The organism is Mucilaginibacter sp., assembly GCF_965200995.1.
Taxonomy (GTDB): domain Bacteria; phylum Bacteroidota; class Bacteroidia; order Sphingobacteriales; family Sphingobacteriaceae; genus Mucilaginibacter.
Map to the genome: position 1 here is coordinate 1,806,517 of NZ_OZ241743.1, position 15,046 is coordinate 1,821,562.

The following is a 15,046-nucleotide window of genomic DNA, read 5'->3' on the forward strand; positions in this document are numbered from 1 at the left end:
GTAGGGATCATCACCTGTTCTTCGAAGCTTCCAACTTCGATGCTTTACGCCATTAGCCTGCCACTACAGTCCTTCCCTTGTGATGCGCATAACAGCAGCGGCAAAATCTTTTGGGGCTTCCTGCGGCAGATTATGGCCGATATTTTTTAGCGTTATAGAATCGCGGAGTGCTGAAAAATGATTGGCGAACTTGTCTGTATCCTCCGCAGGGTCCACTCCGTCTGCGCCGCCCATAAGAACAATTGCTGGCACGCTGATCTCAGGCTGTTGTGACAGCCGGTCTTCCGTTTCGTTAAATTTTGGATCGCCGGGAACAGCGCCTATCCGGTAACGGTACGAATGAAGTACCACATCAACAAAATCCGGGTTCTGAAAAGAGGCCGCCGTTTGCATAAAGATATCATCGTTAAATTTCCAGGTTGGTGAAAAGGTTGTCCATAGATGGCGGCACAATGTGTTGCGTTCATTGGTAAGCGCGTTTTTCCCACGTTCCGAATTCAGGTAAAACCAGTACCAGTGAAGATGTTCCTTCTCCGGCGACAAAGGTGCGGTTGCCATCGACATATTCTGAATATTGTATCCTGTTCCACAGCTAACAAGCCCCGCTACGCGCCCGGGATGTAACGCTGCAACAACGCAGGCTGCGCGCCCGCCCCAGTCATATCCGGCCAGCACGGCGCGCTGAATTTTAAGGGCATCCATCAGGGCAAGCAAATCTGCTCCGAGTGCCGCCTGCTGACCCGACCGAAAAGTGGCGGCCGACCGAAAACGTGTTTGACCGTAGCCACGCAGAAATGGAACAATACAGCGTAACCCCGATGCCCCAAGCTGTCGTGCCGCTTCGTCGTAAGTATGCGCATCGTAAGGGAAACCATGCAGCAATATTACCGGGGCGCCATTTGCCGGTCCGGTTTCATAGTAGGCAACATCCAGGTCGCCGGCAATTACATGTTTCATTTCTTTGTTGTAAGCGTTGTTATTTGGTACTTTCTTAAGTTCATCATCCGTTATCAAACTGGCCGGTGTCCCGCCGTTTGCCAAAATGCTGGTTACAGGAACGGCAACCAGGAAACGTATCAATGACCTGCGTGTGATCTCCATAAGTTGTTTATGATTCTAAGCATGTCTTTTGTTTATTAAAATTACGAATTCTCCTGTTCTTCAAAGTTTCCAACCCTTTGTGCTGGCGCGAGTTTGTAACCCGTGCCTCTCTTTGCCATATTCAGATAATAACAATACTTTAACTAAAAGGACAAGGACACGAGTTGCAAACTCGCGCCAGCAGAGGGGCTTCTAATTATTTATTTGTTTTACTGCTTTTAATATTTTCGACTTTTTCAATTAGTAAAAATGAATTAGTTTTCTCAAAATCAAGAAAAGCATCTAATGAATGATATTTCTCATAATTCTTTTTTGGGTCATAAGGATATTTACTCTTAAAGACCCTTACAGCTATATAGGTAGGTGCTTTTACTGAAATACTTTTATAATCGATATTTTTATCAATTATTGAACCGGATTTTAGCTCTACAAATTTGGGTGGGTTAAATTGATTATAACTAATAACATTATCATCATCACTTCGCCTTTTATAAACAGCTTCTAAATATAACGTATCATGCGAATAGCTGCGCCAGCCATTGTCAGGAATATAATAATTGATTTTATCGTTATTTATTAATTTACATTCTAATGTTTTCGTTTTTAAGTTGTTAGACACCTCAACTCTTACTTTCTTATCTACATCTTTAATAATACCGGTCTTGCCACCTTTTGTATTACAACTAAAAGAACTTAAAAGTAACTCTATCAAGCATAGAGAGCTATAAAAATATTTTCTCATATCATCTATTCTATATGTTTAGTCTCTTTTGCCCGTTGGGCATTATTACCTGGGCCTAATTCAGTTCGGACTTTATTTTCATTATCTACGGCATTGCCAGTGTCGGATTTTCCTGTGCGAGGAATAGCATGCCCAACAAGTTCATGAGCTAAAATATCTGCTGGACTATCATTTAAAGGTTTTCCATTAGAATCTTGAATATTAGTGTTAGGATTACCTGATATAATCACATCAGCTGACCGTTCTGTAGTAACCTTACCTGTTGACGGATCTGTTTTAGTGGTAGTTCTAGAAATAGTAACTCCGCCACCAGCATCAGCATCGACACTTTTCTGATTGCCTTTATCAGTATATGTTTGACCTATCGCTACTGTAATTTTGTTAGAACTTTTTATACCCTTAACAAGCTTATCTCGATAATATGTTGAAAATCCGGGAGACCCTTTTGAACTAACCTGATATAAATGGCCTTTAGAATTTATAGCAAATGTACCTGCTGCACGAGAGTTTATATATTGAGTAACTGCGGCACGATCTGCTTTAGGGACTATTATATCTCGCCCATCTTCATCAATATATTTAAGCGGGTTATCTGCGACGTAATTATACGGTGATAACGCTTGATACTTTTAAGCATGTGGGTCTATGGATGTCCACCTCGCAATCACCGGATCATAGAACCTTGCGCCATAATCCTACATATATCCCAAAACTGATTTTCCTCAATTTCCCACCATAAATACCGCATTGCTGAACAGCAGCTTGCCGCCTTCCCAGAAGCTGCGGAACAGCGGGTCGTCGGCCAGGTAGATGATGCTGCCGCGGCCTTCCTGCTGTACGCCCAGCAGGGTGCCGTCCACCAGTTTGGCTTTGGCCTTTTGCCCCACAAAGCCGGCCATATAGCTGTTTTTGCCGATGGTGCCCACATCCCAGCCATTGCTGCCCAGGTATTCGTATACATCATCATTCTGCTTCAGCGTGTAATAATAGTTGGGGTAACCGTAGCCCAGCGGGTGGGTATTGTCCAGCGTAATGCGGTAAATAGCGCCCGGTACGCCCGATTTAATGGATTCCCGCTCGCGGTCGCCATAGTTGTTAGCCGCTACCGGCTTTTTCGGCTCTTTATCTTTAGCCGCCGGTTCCTTGGTTTTTAAATCAAATCCCTTGCGCCCAACCAGGCTGCCGGCGGCGTTGCCCATGGCAATGAGCTTGCCGCCATCGCGCACCCAGTCCAGCAGCTTGTCAGAGGGGATGTCGTTATAATAGCCATCCGGCATCACCATTACATCAAAGTTGCTGAGTTTGGTTCGGCCCAGATCCTGGTAGCGCACCTGGGTAATGGGGTAGCCTAGCTGCTGCTCAAAAAAGTGCCATACCTCGCCTGCATCTGTGGAGGAGGTGCCCTCGCCGGTAACCAGCATCACCCTGGGCGCATTAAGGTAATGCACAAAGCGCGAACCCAGATCGGCCCCCTTGTCTACAAAGCCGGTACTGAGCGGCGTAAGCTGCCGGTTAAAGGTTTTGGCCGTTTCGGTAATCATGCGGTCGAAATCCGCCTCGTTGTTACCGGCGCGGGTGATGATGAGCGAGCCGGCATTAAACGGTTTGCCTGCGGCGGTAAAGGCCGTTTCGGCATAGCGCACCTTAATGTGCCTTTGCAGCAGGGCCGCCAGAAAGCGCGCATCCTGCAGGGATTGCCAGCCAGACACATAGGCATAGGCGCGGGTGTTGGGCACAGGCGTAACTACCGTTTTGGCCAGCGCCTGCCCACTGGTAGTTAGGGCCTGTTTTAATCCATACGTTTTTAAGCCGTATACATAAGGCAAAGCCCAGGCGGTAATGTCATACGTGTTAGAGTCGGTGAGCAGCGTTTCAGGCTCCATCAGCACATTCAGCAAAGTGGCTTTAGGCTGCGCAGCGTTAATTACCACATCTGCCGGGCCTGCCGTAACGGGTTCTGTCTTGCCCGAAAAGTAGTTGTAGCCTGATACGTGCTGGTTACTACCCGCACTGTATTGAATGCGGTTTTTATCCAGCAGTTGAGTTAAGGCCTGCAAATTATCGGCATTGGTGTTTTTTATCACGTAGGCTTTGTACGTACCGGGCGGCTGGGTACGGCCTGCATCAAAGTATTTTTTGTACTCGGCCAGCAGCCTGTCTGCATTGGCCGAGGCGGTTTCTACCGTACTTAAACCGTTAGAATGGTGGTGGGCAATACGGTCGGCCAGGGTCAGCGTATCGCCGCTGCGGGTTTGCACAGCCAGCCCTGCGCCAATGCCGCCCTGCTCATACGTCATACCGATGGCGCCGTTATACAGCGGGTAGGTATCGCCATAGGAGGGGTACAGCAAATCAAACTCTTCCCTGGTAAAATACAGCCAGCCGTTCTGGTCAAAGTATTTCGCGTTGTTCTTGCCAATGGTTACCTGAAAATCGCGCTGCCAGCGGGTAATATCCTTGTGCATGGGCTCGGCTGCGGGGGCAAAGTAATAGGGGTTGTTATACTGCTGCTCATGAAAATCCACATGCACCTGCGGCAGCCACTGGTTATATAGGGCCACACGGGCCTGCACCTCCTTCTGTGTTTGCCAGGCCCAGTCGCGGTTCATATCGAACATATAATGGTTGCTGCGCCCGCCCGGCCAGGGCTCCTGGTGCTCACGTGCCGAAGGGGTGGCATCGGGCACCGCCCCTTTGGCCTGGTTGTAAAAGTTCACATAGCGGTCGCGCCCGTCGGGGTTCAGGCAGGGGTCGATGACGACCACTGTGTTTCGCAGCCAGCTACGGGCCTGCGTGTTGTCGGGCCGTACCAGGTCATACAGGGTTTGCATAGCCGCCTCGCTGGAACTGGGCTCGTTGCCATGCACATTGTAGCTCAGCCATACGATGGCCGGCGCGTTAGGCAATGCAGCATTGGTTTTACCCAAGCCGGTTAGAGCCATATTGTGCTGCCGTATTTCTTCCAGCCGGGCGATGTTCTCCTCCGAGGCGATAAACATCACCATCAGCGGGCGGCCCTCGTTGGTGGTGCCATAGGGTACCAGCTTTACATTTTTAGAAGCGGCGGCTACGGCGTTAAAATAACCGGCCACCTGGTACTGCAAACTGAAGCGGCTGCCCAGCGGGTACCCCAGATATTCGGCAGGCGAAGGTATTTTTTGTGCCATACCGCTGTAGGCGCAGGTAACGGCGATGAGGAGGGTAAGTAGTTTTTTTAGCATAAGGTATAGCTAATGTAGTGATTTGTTTTGGCGATGCTATCCGCTTTGTAGGCTTTATGCTTTAGTTTTCGCCTGTTTGCTTTGTGCTTGATCAAAAAGCAACCAAACTTAGCACAGTGATCTCATAAGCGATAGCGAATAACATCAAGGCAGAAAAAAAGCTTCCCCGCACATAGCCCCCGCATGGCCCGCTTTTTCTGCCGGGCCGGTGCGCCAGGGAGCTAAGTGTTGAATGAGAGATTGAACGATTAGTAGAGTAAGAAGTTTATTGAGGGTTTGAATGAGATAAGACTTTATCCCTCCATCGGGAGGGCAGGGAGGGGTTTATACGCCAGTCAGGTATGGGCACACAAACTCACCTACATTTCCAACAACAACAGCACGGCGTTGTTACTCAGCGCTTCGAGGTCCGCTTCGGGCAGGTTCCACAAGGCCAGGCCGTCGCGCTCATGCAGCAGCCGGCCCTGGCACTCGAAAGCGCCGGCAATAACAAAGGCAAATAGTTTAGCATTGAGGTTGCGTGTGGCAAACAGCGCATCCGTGCGCCCGGCAAACTGCCCGATGTGCAGCGCGAAGGGCAGTTGCGTCAGCAACTGCCGGGTAATACTGATCAACGCATTGGGTTGCTGTCTGAAATTAAAGTCCAGCAGGGTTGATTCCAGCGAATCAGATGCGGTTTCAGCATCTATATGCAGGTACAGAAAGTTAATCCAGTTACCTTCGTAAGGGTTGGTCAGGGTAAAGGTGCTGCCTGCATTGGCGTAGCTGATATACAGTTGCCCTGCATCAACGGTGGTATCATCATTATACAACAGCTCGCCGGTAACGGGCAGTAGTATTATATAGCCCGACCGGGCTACGGTAATTTGCTCCTGCCGGCCGGCAGCCAGCAGTTCATCATTAAAAACGGTTAAGGGGCCAAAAGGCTGCCGGTGCGCCTGCTGGTAATCTTCATAATTAAAGGTGCTGTACCGCCTGAAAACCGAATTTTCGGTAAGGCCGCGCTGATCGGCCAGGTAAATTTGTCCGGGAGATAGCAGTTCCATCATTAAACGTAGCTAAGGGAGTGGATGGTAAGGTAAGGTACCAACTGGAACAGGTGGGTAAGCAGTGGTGCATCCGCTTCCTGGGCCTGTGGCGGTTCGGCCACCAGTAAGTAATTATCAATGGTATCTACCCACAGCAGCGGTACCGAATAGAAATTTATGCCGATCTGGTGTTTGTTCTTGTCGTTGATATCCGAGTTGATGATTTCGAGCTGGAAGCTATCGAACCGGATAAACCGCCGCCCTGTATTGCTGATGATGTCCGGCATCAAATTACCCAACTGCTGTACATACCCCGAAATTGCAGGCGTTATGCGTGCTGCAAGCTGGGCGGCAGCAGGTATATGGCGCATCAGTTCGGCATAGGAGGTATACGGGGTACCGGTGGTGAAATTTTGCGCCTGCATCCTGAACTCCAGGTAAGAATCGTCAAACACCAGCTGGTCCCAGGACCTGGCGGCCCCGGCGCTGATAATTTTACGGTAACAAAGTATGATTTTACGGTTAATCATAAGCTATAAAGCAAAATAAGACGTTGAAGTTTACCCGCAACGCCTTACTCATCAAATAAATCAACACAGAACTTTATTTATGCAGGTACTGCCATTACCATGTTCAGTACAAAGCCATCGGTGGTATTACCGGTAACGGTAGCCAGCTCCAGGCTATAACCATCGCTGAATACGTTATCGCTGGCGTTAGAAGTATAACCGGTAAGGCCTTTTTTATAACCGTTTACTGCAGCAATGGCTGTCCCGGTGCCTTCAGGAAAGGCAATCTGGGTTACCTTGAGCGAAGTGCCGGCCGAATTGTAAACGTGCACATGAATGTGGGTGGCCCGGCCGCTATACCAACCCGGAAAGATGCTGGTAAAGGTAACCAGCCCGTTGCTGTTGGTGGTTTGCCGGCCGCGCAGAAAGTGCACGGTGGTATAGTTGGTGCTTTGCATCCCGCTACCACCGTATTCAGAATAATTGCCCTCGGCATCGCAATGCCATATATCTACCAGCGCGTTAGCGAGTGCATTGCAACTGCTGTTATTTACCGTAATGTTCACCGTTAACTTGTAGCCGGTGCGGCCGTCGGTAATATCGCTGCGCACATAAGAGGCCGGGGCTTTGGTTGGGAACGGCCCCTCCGTTTCTGTAGGTACTACGTTACAGCCGCTGACGGAGGTGCTGCCGCTGGTGGCGCTTGCAGACGATGTGGATGTATTGCCTGCAGCAGGTGTAGTACCAGACTCTTTTTTACAAGCTTCCATTATTACTGTGGACGATGCCGCTCCGATCATCAGGCTTTTTAGAAAATTTTTACGTTCCATATCAGTTAAATTTATCGGTTACTGTTTAATAAGATAAAGGTGCAGCGTTGGTACCGCAAATGCAGTGCTGTATAGATGAACTAAAAGAATGTGCCGACGAAAAGCCGATAAATGATTATAATTGATAAGTAAGAATAGGAACCCGAATAATTGTTTTGATGAAAAAGTTAAGGTACTATTTATAAAAATGCGCCAGGGAGGCGCCATTAATATCTTATGACGAATCAGGTATTGGACCATAACGGTAAGGAACTGGAGATTGAAGCCTTTCATCCGGGCGAGTTTTTGCTGGAAGAAATTGAAGAGCGGGGCTTGCTCAAGAAAGAGGTGGCTGCAGCATTGGAGATATTGTCGCATCACCTGAGCGGGATATTTGCAGGTAAACGGCATATATCCGCCAAAACTGCCTTAAAACTGGAAAAGCTTTTGAATATAAGCGCCGGCTACTGTTTAGGTATGCAGATGGAGTATGACCTGCAAACGGCCCGCCATGCTTTGGTATTGCAATAATTTTTACAGTATCATGTCTGCTGAAATTATAAAAAGGGCATTGCATTTTAAAAGTGCAATGCCCTTTTTTGTAATTTAATATATTATAATGCCAGCGTTTCCCCAATGGCAGGCAGCTTCAGGTTCAAGCCGGCTTTAACAAATTTTTCTTTAGCTTCTTCCACATCAATCTTTATGGGCGGAAATGTATCATAGTGTACGCCGATGATGTTATTACAGTTAATAAAACCGGCGGCTTTTATGGCATCGTCAACACCCATCGTATAATTGTCGCCAATGGGCAGGGCGGCCCAGTCCAGGTTTTCATCGGCCAGCAGCTTCATGTCTAAGGTAAGGGCGGTATCGCCTGCAAAATAGAACTTCTTGCCTTCGGCATAAATGATAAAGCCGGCCGGGTTACCACCGTAGCTGCCGTCGGGCATACTGCTGGAGTGCAGGGCGGTTACCATTTTTACTCGGCCAAAATCGAAGTTAAAGCCGCCGCCTAAATTCATGCCGTGTGCATCGGCAATGCCTTTACCGGCCAGCCAGGCGGCGATTTCAGCAATGGCAATTACTTTGGCGCCGCTGTTTTGCTGTATCTCAAACAAATCGGCTATGTGATCGCCGTGCCCGTGCGAGAGCAGGATGTAATCGGGTCTGAGGGTGCTGATATCAATAGCCGAAGCCAGCGGATTGGGCGTAATAAAGGGATCGAACAATAATTTCTTGCCATTCACCTCCAGTTCGAAGGTAGCATGGCCGTAATAGGTAAATTTCATAGGTGCCGCAATATAATTCATGCAGCTAAAAAGCAATTTACCCCGGTGTAATGTTTGTTAATATGATTAAAAATGCTACACCTGCTGGTAGTAACCACCTGTTACACAGCTTCCATTTGCCGCGGCGGGATATTGGTATGGCGGTCTGTATTGAGGTGATAGGTATAATTGGTGGTAATAATCACATCGTTACAGTCAAAATGCTTTACCACGCCGTTTTTTTCCAGCGCCACTACCCAGCAGGTGTTCTGGTGCATGCCGTAATCAATAATAAACAGGGCCTGCCCCCGGCCCAGCGGTGTATCTACCAGCATGGAGGGATTGAGTTGCAAAATCATAAAAATAGTTTTATTCAGGTATCAGATATATAACCAGTTAGTTCAAATATGATGCCCGTAGCGCCAGCTTTTATGGCATACCTCCTGTAGTTGATTTATCCACAATCCGGCTGCTGTAAAGGGTGGCTATTGTGAATAACTTTAAAGTGTTAATGCAGGTAAGTGTGTATAGTGTTGTAGCTTAAAATAGCCAGGTGTAAACTAAATTATAGCAGTTGTACAGGGCATTGGGTTGGTAAACAGTCCTGCGGTTGATTTTTTTGCCTGCATTATAACGTTAATGGTATATGTATCTTTCGCATAAATTCGTTAAAGTGTATTATGGCACAACCCCAACAGGAGAATTCACAACAAGAGGTAAAGGCCAAGCTGGATATCCCCCAAACCTATAGCCACCGCATTGCCAATTTCATGATCGGCGCTTTTGGCAGTATGGGCTTCTTATGCCTTATTGTTATATTTTTTGTAGTATGGATTGACTGGAACCTTGATTTTCTGCCGCATCTTACGCCTTTCGACCCTTTTCCTTTCCCGATACTTACCATGGCGGTTTCCATGTTTGCCATTATCTTATCTATTACCGTACTTATCGGCCAGAACCGGCAAAGCAAAATTGAAAAGATACGGCAGCAGCTGGAGTTCGAGGTAAACGTAAGGGCCGAAAATGAGATTACAAAAATGCTTGCCATGCTGCATGATATTCAAAAAAAGTTAGGCATTGAGCAGCCGCATGACCAGGAACTGGAAGAAATGAAGGAGAAGCTGGATATACAGGAGCTGCACCAAAAGCTGGATGATATGGAATCATGACAACAGGCAGGGTTGCATGGCCCTGCCTGCATAAGCGCATAAAAAAAGCTGCCTGTTTAACAGGCAGCTTTTTTTATGCTTTTTAATGTGCTGTTAAAGCACCAGTAATTATACCGCTGTGCCTCTTCTCAGGAAACCTAAGATAAGGGCGATAATAGCGATGACCAGCAATACGTGGATTAAGCCGCCTGCAGAGTAAGCGAATGCGCCAATTGCCCAGCCGATGATTAAGATAACAGCGATGATGTAAAGTAAATTGCTCATGATGTGATTGTTTTTAGCAGATGTGTTTGATAATTACCGGATTGATTTACAATTCACATGCCATGTTACTTAAGCTGCTTATACACGGCCCATTCAGTATGTTTTAGCACTAAAAGTTGTATGGTTAAAGGAACAGCATAAGTATATATTGCGCTAAGTTTAGCTCAATGTATACTTATGCTTTACGCTATACAGCGGTTTTAATCACGCCGCCGTCGGCACGTATGGCCGCACCGTTGGTAGCGGCCGCCAGCGGACTGGCCAGGTAAGTTACCATTGCAGCAATCTCATCGGGGGGGGTAAATCGCTGCAGCAGCGAGGTAGGGCGCACGGAGGTGAAAAAATCTTCCTCAACCTGCTGTACAGTTTTCTGCTGGCCCTGCGCCAGCGATTCTATAAAGCCGCCCACCCCTTCAGACAGGGTAGGGCCGGGCAATACGGTATTTACGGTTACGGCTGTACCTTTAGTAAGTTCGGCCAGGCCGCGTGCCACGCCTAACTGCGCCGTTTTGGTAACGCCGTAATGAATCATTTCGGCCGGAATCTGCAAAGCCGATTCGCTGGATATAAAAATGATGCGGCCCCAGTTGCGTTGCAGCATGCCATCAAAGTAAGCACGTGAAAGGCGGATACCGCTCATTACATTCAGCTCAAAAAAATTAAACCAGTCGGCATCTGTAATGGCGGCAAATTCTTTGGGTTCAAATATGGCTACGTTATTAATCAGAATATCTATGCTGCCTACCTGCTGCACCAGGTTTTCAATCTGGTCGGGCTTGGCAAAGTCAGCTACTGCAGCCAGAATGTTAGTATTTCCGGTAGCTGCTTTCAGCTTTTCAACAGCAGTGTTCACCCGCTCCTGTGTACGGCCGTTCACCCAAACCTGCGCGCCTTCGGCGGCCAGCCGCTGTGCAATGGCATAACCAATACCGGCCGTAGAGCCGGTAATGAGTGCGCGTTTGCCTTTCAGTTGTAAATCCATACTTGTGTAGCTGTGAGTTGAAGGTTTAACAGGAAGGAGATAAGCTTTGTGTGTACAAAAAAGCCACGGCTAAGTCAAATAGCGTGGCTTGCTTATAAATGATAAGTATGGCGTTTATTTGCCAAACATGCCGCCCAAATCGCCCAGGTTGCCAAACATGTTCTGCGCCATTGCAGCGGTTTCGCTCTGGCTCAGGTTTTCGGCCTGTTCCAGCGCTTTGTTAACGGCTACGGCCAGCAATTCCTCCAGTTCTTCGCGGTCGGCTTCCTTAAAAAAGCTGTCGTCAATACTAATGGTCTTAATGGCTTTATTGCCGGTGGCGGTAACGGTGATTTTTCCGCCTTCGGCCGTACCGGTTACGGTAATGGCATCCAGGCGCTGCTTCATTTCGCCCGCTTTTTGCTGGGCTTCAAATAATTTATCAAACATAATTGCAGTGTTTTTGAAAGTTTACTTAGTCGGCATAAGCCCCTTTGCGGATTACCGGCATACCGGTAATCTTATACAAGTCATCTATCTGGGCAATGCTGCCGTTAAATACATTACTTAACACTACAATGGTTACATGGTTGTTCAGGTCGCGCACAAACATGTTCTGAAAACCGTGCCACCAGCCGGTATGGTAAATTACCACCTTGCCGTCGTCCTCAGTGAACAAACGCCAGCCCATGCCGTAATTAAAATGCTTGTGGTGCTTAGGCTCCGGTGCCGATGGCGTGTAGGCCAGTTTCATGGTTTCGGGTTTCAGCAGTTTGCCTTTTTGCAGGCCCTGGTCAAACAGGTACATATCCTTTACGGTGGAGTAAACGCCCTTATCGCCAATTACGCCATCCAGGTAATTGGGCACTACCGAGCGGCGCCAGATGTGGTCATACCCCCATACGTTGGTGGGTACCTCCTTGTCTTTGGCTTTGGAGTAAACCACCGTATTCTTCATGCCCAGCGGGTCAAAAATATTCTCCTTCATGAATTTGGCATAGGGCATACCTGAGGCTTTTTCAACAATGGCCCCCAGCAGCATGAAGTTGGTGTTGTTGTAAAAAAAGGTTTGCCCCGGCTTATTGTAATAATGGGGGTGATACTGGGCATACAGCCGCAGCACATCATCATTATACATGGGCTTGTGCTTGTCCCACACTTTTTCAAAGGCATACTGGTAATTGTTCAGGCCGCTCTGGTGGGTAAGCAGCATACGTACGGTAATGCCATGATAAGGGAAATCAGGGAAGAAATGCTGTACGCTATCATCTAATTTAAGCTTGCCCTGCTCATACAGCATCAGCGTGGCCATACCGGTAAAGGGCTTGCTTACGGAAGCCAGCTGAAAGCGCGAATCGATGTTCAGGCTGTCGCGGCGCAGGTAATCGGCCCAGCCGATGGAGTTCTCATAAATAATCTTGCCATCCTTTGCCACCAGGATATTGCCGTTAAAACCGTGCTTTTTGTGCAGGTTCTGCACAAAATCATCAATCTTGCGGTCGGCGGTTTTGGGGTTATAATAAAGTATGGAGCGTGTATCAAAGGGGATACTGGCAGCAGTAGTGCTCTCTTTCTTTTTGTTGGAACAGGACAATACCGGTAGCACGCAGATGGCTGCCCACAGTAAACTTTTATACACAACTCTCATAAACAATGCATGCAAACTAACGCACGCGAAAGTGAGAAATTATACTATAGTTTAAAAGTTAAAGTTTAAAATAAGCAATAGCGCCGCATAAGCGGAACATCTGCTGAAAAAACATGCTTGCCGGTCAGGCAACCGCTTCCTTATTGTAGCGGCTCCGGTAATCAGCCGGCGACAGGCCGGTTATTTTTTTAAAGATGTTACGAAAGGCCTTCAGGTCGGTATAGCCTACTTCGTACATCACTTCGCTTATGTTTTTGCGGTTCATCTCCAGGCTCTTTTTGGCCGCCTCCACCTTTACACGCTGTATATACTCATTTACGGTATTGCTGGTGGCTTTTTTAAAGCGGCGTTCCAGGCTGCGGCGGCCTACGGCTATCAGGTCGGCCAGGTGCTCAATGGTAATTTTAGCGCTAAAATTCTGCTCAATATATTCCTGTGCATTTTTTACCTGCGCATCATCATGCGCCTTCTGCCCCTGGAAAATAATAAAGGGCGACTGGCTGCTGCGGTTAATATCTACCATAAACACCTTAGCGGCCAGTATGGCCATATCGCGGCCTGCATGTTTTTCAACCAGGTGCAGCAGCAGGTTCAGGTAAGAGTAAGCGCCGCCGCTGGTATACAGGCGGTCCTGCTCGGTCATGATCTTATCATCCACCAGCTGTACCTGCGGAAACATCTGCCTGAACTCGGCCGCCATTTTCCAGTGCGTGGCGCACTGTTTGCCATCTAATAGGCCGGTAGAAGCCAAAAAGAAGGCGCCTGTACAGTAGGTGGCTACTTCGGCCCCTTTTTGATAATGCTGTACAATCCAGGGGGCAAATTCCTCATTCAGTGTTAAAGCTACTTCCTGCTCTCCGTGCAGGGCCGGAATAATGATAAGGTCGGTTTGCAGCACCTCCTCAATCAGTACCTCCGGCCTGATGGTAAACATGCCGCTGCGCTGGCTTACCTGGCTGGCAATGCCTACCAGCTGTACTTCAAATAAGGGCGGCTTGCCCATAGCGGCACAAAAGCCGTTCACTTCCTGCAAAATCTGATACGTGCCCTCCAGGTTGACCAAACTGCAGCGCCCGCGCGGAACCAGGATAGAAATATGCTTCATGATGAAGTAAATATATAGATTTCATTTGTCGTAATCGGCACCTGTGATTGCCGTTTTTGCACCGGCCGCGAAACAGCCATCCGGCATAAATTTGGAAACATCAATTACAGCAAAAAATTTTTAATTTACAGGCCGGCAAAAAAGCGGCAAGCAGCCTTGCCGCCCCCTGATTAAAAAACTATTTAAACCTTAAACTATGACAGCACTGCATCCTTACTTAAACTTTAAAGGCAACGCCGAGGAAGCGTTCAACTTTTACAAATCTGTTTTCGGCGGCGAATTTCCGATGGTGATGCGCTTTAAAGATATGCCCGGCGACGGCCGGCAGCCGGAAGAATATCAGGACAAGATTGTGCACATTGCCCTGCCCATAGGCCAGCACACCATGCTGATGGCCTCGGATGTGGTAGGGCCAATGGCCGATGGCTTTGCCTCCGGCAACCAGGTAAATATCATGATCAGCCCGGAAAGCGCTGAGGAAGCGCATCGTATTTTTGAGGCACTTTCTGCAGGCGGCCAGATAATTATGCCGCTGGAGCTTCAGTTCTGGGGCGATCTATACGGCCATTTTACCGACAAGTTCGGGGTAACCTGGATGGTGAACTACAATGACAAATACAGGCAGCAGTAATATGAGAAAGCTGAAATTACAGATGCAGCTTTCGCTGGACGGCTTTGTGGCCGGCCCAAACGGCGAAATGGACTGGATGACTTGGAACTGGGATGAGGAACTCAACAGCTTTGTAACCGAAATTATGGCCTCGGTTGATCACTTGCTGCTGGGCCGTAAACTGGCCGAAGGCTTTATACCGCACTGGGAAGCCGCTGCCATCAACCCTGAAAATACGGATGCCGGCGCACAGCAAATGGCCGGCATACCCAAGCTGGTGTTTACCCAAACGCTGAACAGCCACAACTGGCCAAATACTGAACTGATGCAGGGCGACCTGGCGGAGCAGATCAACCAATTAAAACAGCAGCCCGGCGGCGACCTGATGGCGTATGGCGGAGCCGGTTTTGCATCGGCGCTCATCAGCCGTAATTTAGTGGATTGCTATTATCTGTTCATCAATCCGGCGGCTATTGGCAATGGGTTGCGCATTTTTGGCGAATTGCAGCAAACGCTGAAATTAACACTGGTTAAAGCCACTACTTTTGAATGCGGGGTTATTGTGCTGCATTATAAACCTGCTATTACTGCTTAAAAATCATAAGGTT

General features: G+C 48.1%; 18 protein-coding genes. 4 read left to right on the forward strand and 14 right to left on the reverse strand.

What is annotated here, in order from left to right:
* Positions 1 to 63: 63 nt before the first annotated feature.
* The 7 genes from ACY652_RS08550 to ACY652_RS08580 form a co-directional block, all read right to left on the reverse strand.
* On the reverse strand, positions 64 to 1,101 hold the full coding sequence (locus ACY652_RS08550; RefSeq protein ID WP_462267856.1) for an alpha/beta fold hydrolase: 1,038 nt from the start codon (positions 1,099 to 1,101) through the stop codon (positions 64 to 66).
* Between the two features lie 196 nt (positions 1,102 to 1,297).
* Positions 1,298 to 1,843, reverse strand: a complete 546-nt coding sequence (locus ACY652_RS08555) for a hypothetical protein (RefSeq protein ID WP_462267858.1) — start codon at positions 1,841 to 1,843, stop codon at positions 1,298 to 1,300.
* A 5-nt stretch (positions 1,844 to 1,848) separates the two neighbouring features.
* Positions 1,849 to 2,073, reverse strand: coding sequence for a hypothetical protein (locus ACY652_RS08560; protein WP_462267860.1), 225 nt, complete (start codon positions 2,071 to 2,073; stop codon positions 1,849 to 1,851).
* Between the two features lie 492 nt (positions 2,074 to 2,565).
* On the reverse strand, positions 2,566 to 5,064 hold the full coding sequence (locus ACY652_RS08565; RefSeq protein ID WP_462267862.1) for a M14 family metallopeptidase: 2,499 nt from the start codon (positions 5,062 to 5,064) through the stop codon (positions 2,566 to 2,568).
* A 359-nt stretch (positions 5,065 to 5,423) separates the two neighbouring features.
* Positions 5,424 to 6,113, reverse strand: coding sequence for a pirin family protein (locus ACY652_RS08570; protein ID WP_462267864.1), 690 nt, complete (start codon positions 6,111 to 6,113; stop codon positions 5,424 to 5,426).
* Complete coding sequence (locus ACY652_RS08575) at positions 6,113 to 6,622, reverse strand: hypothetical protein (protein WP_462267866.1); 510 nt, start codon at positions 6,620 to 6,622, stop codon at positions 6,113 to 6,115. The genes ACY652_RS08570 and ACY652_RS08575 overlap by 1 nt, the downstream gene beginning before the upstream one ends.
* Positions 6,623 to 6,699: 77 nt before the next feature.
* On the reverse strand, positions 6,700 to 7,431 hold the full coding sequence (locus ACY652_RS08580; RefSeq protein ID WP_462267868.1) for a dioxygenase family protein: 732 nt from the start codon (positions 7,429 to 7,431) through the stop codon (positions 6,700 to 6,702).
* A 216-nt stretch (positions 7,432 to 7,647) separates the two neighbouring features.
* Here ACY652_RS08580 and ACY652_RS08585 point away from each other — a divergent pair, with 216 nt between their 5' ends.
* Positions 7,648 to 7,941 (forward strand): HigA family addiction module antitoxin, encoded by a 294-nt coding sequence (locus ACY652_RS08585; protein WP_462267870.1) that lies wholly within the window; start codon positions 7,648 to 7,650, stop codon positions 7,939 to 7,941.
* Between the two features lie 83 nt (positions 7,942 to 8,024).
* On the opposite strand, the gene ACY652_RS08590 is transcribed toward ACY652_RS08585, so the two are convergent.
* On the reverse strand, positions 8,025 to 8,702 hold the full coding sequence (locus tag ACY652_RS08590) for a metal-dependent hydrolase (RefSeq protein WP_462267872.1): 678 nt from the start codon (positions 8,700 to 8,702) through the stop codon (positions 8,025 to 8,027).
* A gap of 101 nt (positions 8,703 to 8,803) precedes the next feature.
* Complete coding sequence (locus ACY652_RS08595; RefSeq protein WP_462267874.1) at positions 8,804 to 9,040, reverse strand: hypothetical protein; 237 nt, start codon at positions 9,038 to 9,040, stop codon at positions 8,804 to 8,806.
* Positions 9,041 to 9,361: 321 nt separating this feature from the next.
* On the opposite strand from ACY652_RS08595, the gene ACY652_RS08600 reads away from it, so the two are divergent.
* Entirely contained in the window at positions 9,362 to 9,850 is a 489-nt protein-coding gene (locus ACY652_RS08600; protein WP_462267876.1) for a DUF1003 domain-containing protein, read from the forward strand.
* Between the two features lie 108 nt (positions 9,851 to 9,958).
* Here ACY652_RS08600 and ACY652_RS08605 read toward each other — a convergent pair whose 3' ends face one another.
* The 5 genes from ACY652_RS08605 to ACY652_RS08625 all read right to left on the reverse strand — a co-directional run bounded on the left by ACY652_RS08605 (position 9,959) and on the right by ACY652_RS08625 (position 13,828).
* A complete protein-coding gene (locus ACY652_RS08605; RefSeq protein WP_460680756.1) occupies positions 9,959 to 10,114 on the reverse strand; it encodes a lmo0937 family membrane protein in 156 nt (51 codons plus the stop codon).
* A gap of 187 nt (positions 10,115 to 10,301) precedes the next feature.
* Positions 10,302 to 11,096 carry an SDR family NAD(P)-dependent oxidoreductase gene (locus ACY652_RS08610; RefSeq protein ID WP_462267879.1) on the reverse strand — a complete coding sequence of 265 codons (795 nt, stop codon included), beginning with the start codon at positions 11,094 to 11,096 and terminating at the stop codon, positions 10,302 to 10,304.
* 114 nt (positions 11,097 to 11,210) lie between these two features.
* Positions 11,211 to 11,525, reverse strand: coding sequence for a YbaB/EbfC family nucleoid-associated protein (locus ACY652_RS08615; RefSeq protein WP_462267881.1), 315 nt, complete (start codon positions 11,523 to 11,525; stop codon positions 11,211 to 11,213).
* Positions 11,526 to 11,550: 25 nt separating this feature from the next.
* Complete coding sequence (locus tag ACY652_RS08620) at positions 11,551 to 12,723, reverse strand: serine hydrolase domain-containing protein (protein WP_462267883.1); 1,173 nt, start codon at positions 12,721 to 12,723, stop codon at positions 11,551 to 11,553.
* A 124-nt stretch (positions 12,724 to 12,847) separates the two neighbouring features.
* Positions 12,848 to 13,828 (reverse strand): GlxA family transcriptional regulator, encoded by a 981-nt coding sequence (locus ACY652_RS08625; RefSeq protein WP_462267885.1) that lies wholly within the window; start codon positions 13,826 to 13,828, stop codon positions 12,848 to 12,850.
* Between the two features lie 196 nt (positions 13,829 to 14,024).
* Between ACY652_RS08625 and ACY652_RS08630 the strand changes: the two genes are divergently transcribed.
* Together ACY652_RS08630 and ACY652_RS08635 are read left to right on the forward strand one after the other, a co-directional pair.
* Entirely contained in the window at positions 14,025 to 14,459 is a 435-nt protein-coding gene (locus ACY652_RS08630; RefSeq protein ID WP_462267887.1) for a VOC family protein, read from the forward strand.
* A gap of 1 nt (position 14,460) precedes the next feature.
* Entirely contained in the window at positions 14,461 to 15,033 is a 573-nt protein-coding gene (locus ACY652_RS08635; protein ID WP_462267889.1) for a dihydrofolate reductase family protein, read from the forward strand.
* Positions 15,034 to 15,046: the final 13 nt, after the last annotated feature.

Bases quoted from the DNA above. Each gene is read 5' to 3' on its own strand.
- ACY652_RS08550 (WP_462267856.1), bottom strand. From the start codon at position 1,101: ATGGAGATCACACGCAGGTCATTGATACGTTTCCTGGTTGCCGTTCCT.
- ACY652_RS08625 (WP_462267885.1), bottom strand. From the start codon at position 13,828: ATGAAGCATATTTCTATCCTGGTTCCGCGCGGGCGCTGCAGTTTGGTC.
- ACY652_RS08575 (WP_462267866.1), bottom strand. From the start codon at position 6,622: ATGATTAACCGTAAAATCATACTTTGTTACCGTAAAATTATCAGCGCC.
- ACY652_RS08595 (WP_462267874.1), bottom strand. From the start codon at position 9,040: ATGATTTTGCAACTCAATCCCTCCATGCTGGTAGATACACCGCTGGGC.
- ACY652_RS08615 (WP_462267881.1), bottom strand. From the start codon at position 11,525: ATGTTTGATAAATTATTTGAAGCCCAGCAAAAAGCGGGCGAAATGAAG.
- ACY652_RS08630 (WP_462267887.1), top strand. From the start codon at position 14,025: ATGACAGCACTGCATCCTTACTTAAACTTTAAAGGCAACGCCGAGGAA.
- ACY652_RS08605 (WP_460680756.1), bottom strand. From the start codon at position 10,114: ATGAGCAATTTACTTTACATCATCGCTGTTATCTTAATCATCGGCTGG.
- ACY652_RS08620 (WP_462267883.1), bottom strand. From the start codon at position 12,723: ATGAGAGTTGTGTATAAAAGTTTACTGTGGGCAGCCATCTGCGTGCTA.
- ACY652_RS08635 (WP_462267889.1), top strand. From the start codon at position 14,461: ATGAGAAAGCTGAAATTACAGATGCAGCTTTCGCTGGACGGCTTTGTG.
- ACY652_RS08600 (WP_462267876.1), top strand. From the start codon at position 9,362: ATGGCACAACCCCAACAGGAGAATTCACAACAAGAGGTAAAGGCCAAG.
- ACY652_RS08555 (WP_462267858.1), bottom strand. From the start codon at position 1,843: ATGAGAAAATATTTTTATAGCTCTCTATGCTTGATAGAGTTACTTTTA.
- ACY652_RS08570 (WP_462267864.1), bottom strand. From the start codon at position 6,113: ATGATGGAACTGCTATCTCCCGGACAAATTTACCTGGCCGATCAGCGC.
- ACY652_RS08580 (WP_462267868.1), bottom strand. From the start codon at position 7,431: ATGGAACGTAAAAATTTTCTAAAAAGCCTGATGATCGGAGCGGCATCG.
- ACY652_RS08590 (WP_462267872.1), bottom strand. From the start codon at position 8,702: ATGAAATTTACCTATTACGGCCATGCTACCTTCGAACTGGAGGTGAAT.
- ACY652_RS08565 (WP_462267862.1), bottom strand. From the start codon at position 5,064: ATGCTAAAAAAACTACTTACCCTCCTCATCGCCGTTACCTGCGCCTAC.
- ACY652_RS08585 (WP_462267870.1), top strand. From the start codon at position 7,648: ATGACGAATCAGGTATTGGACCATAACGGTAAGGAACTGGAGATTGAA.
- ACY652_RS08610 (WP_462267879.1), bottom strand. From the start codon at position 11,096: ATGGATTTACAACTGAAAGGCAAACGCGCACTCATTACCGGCTCTACG.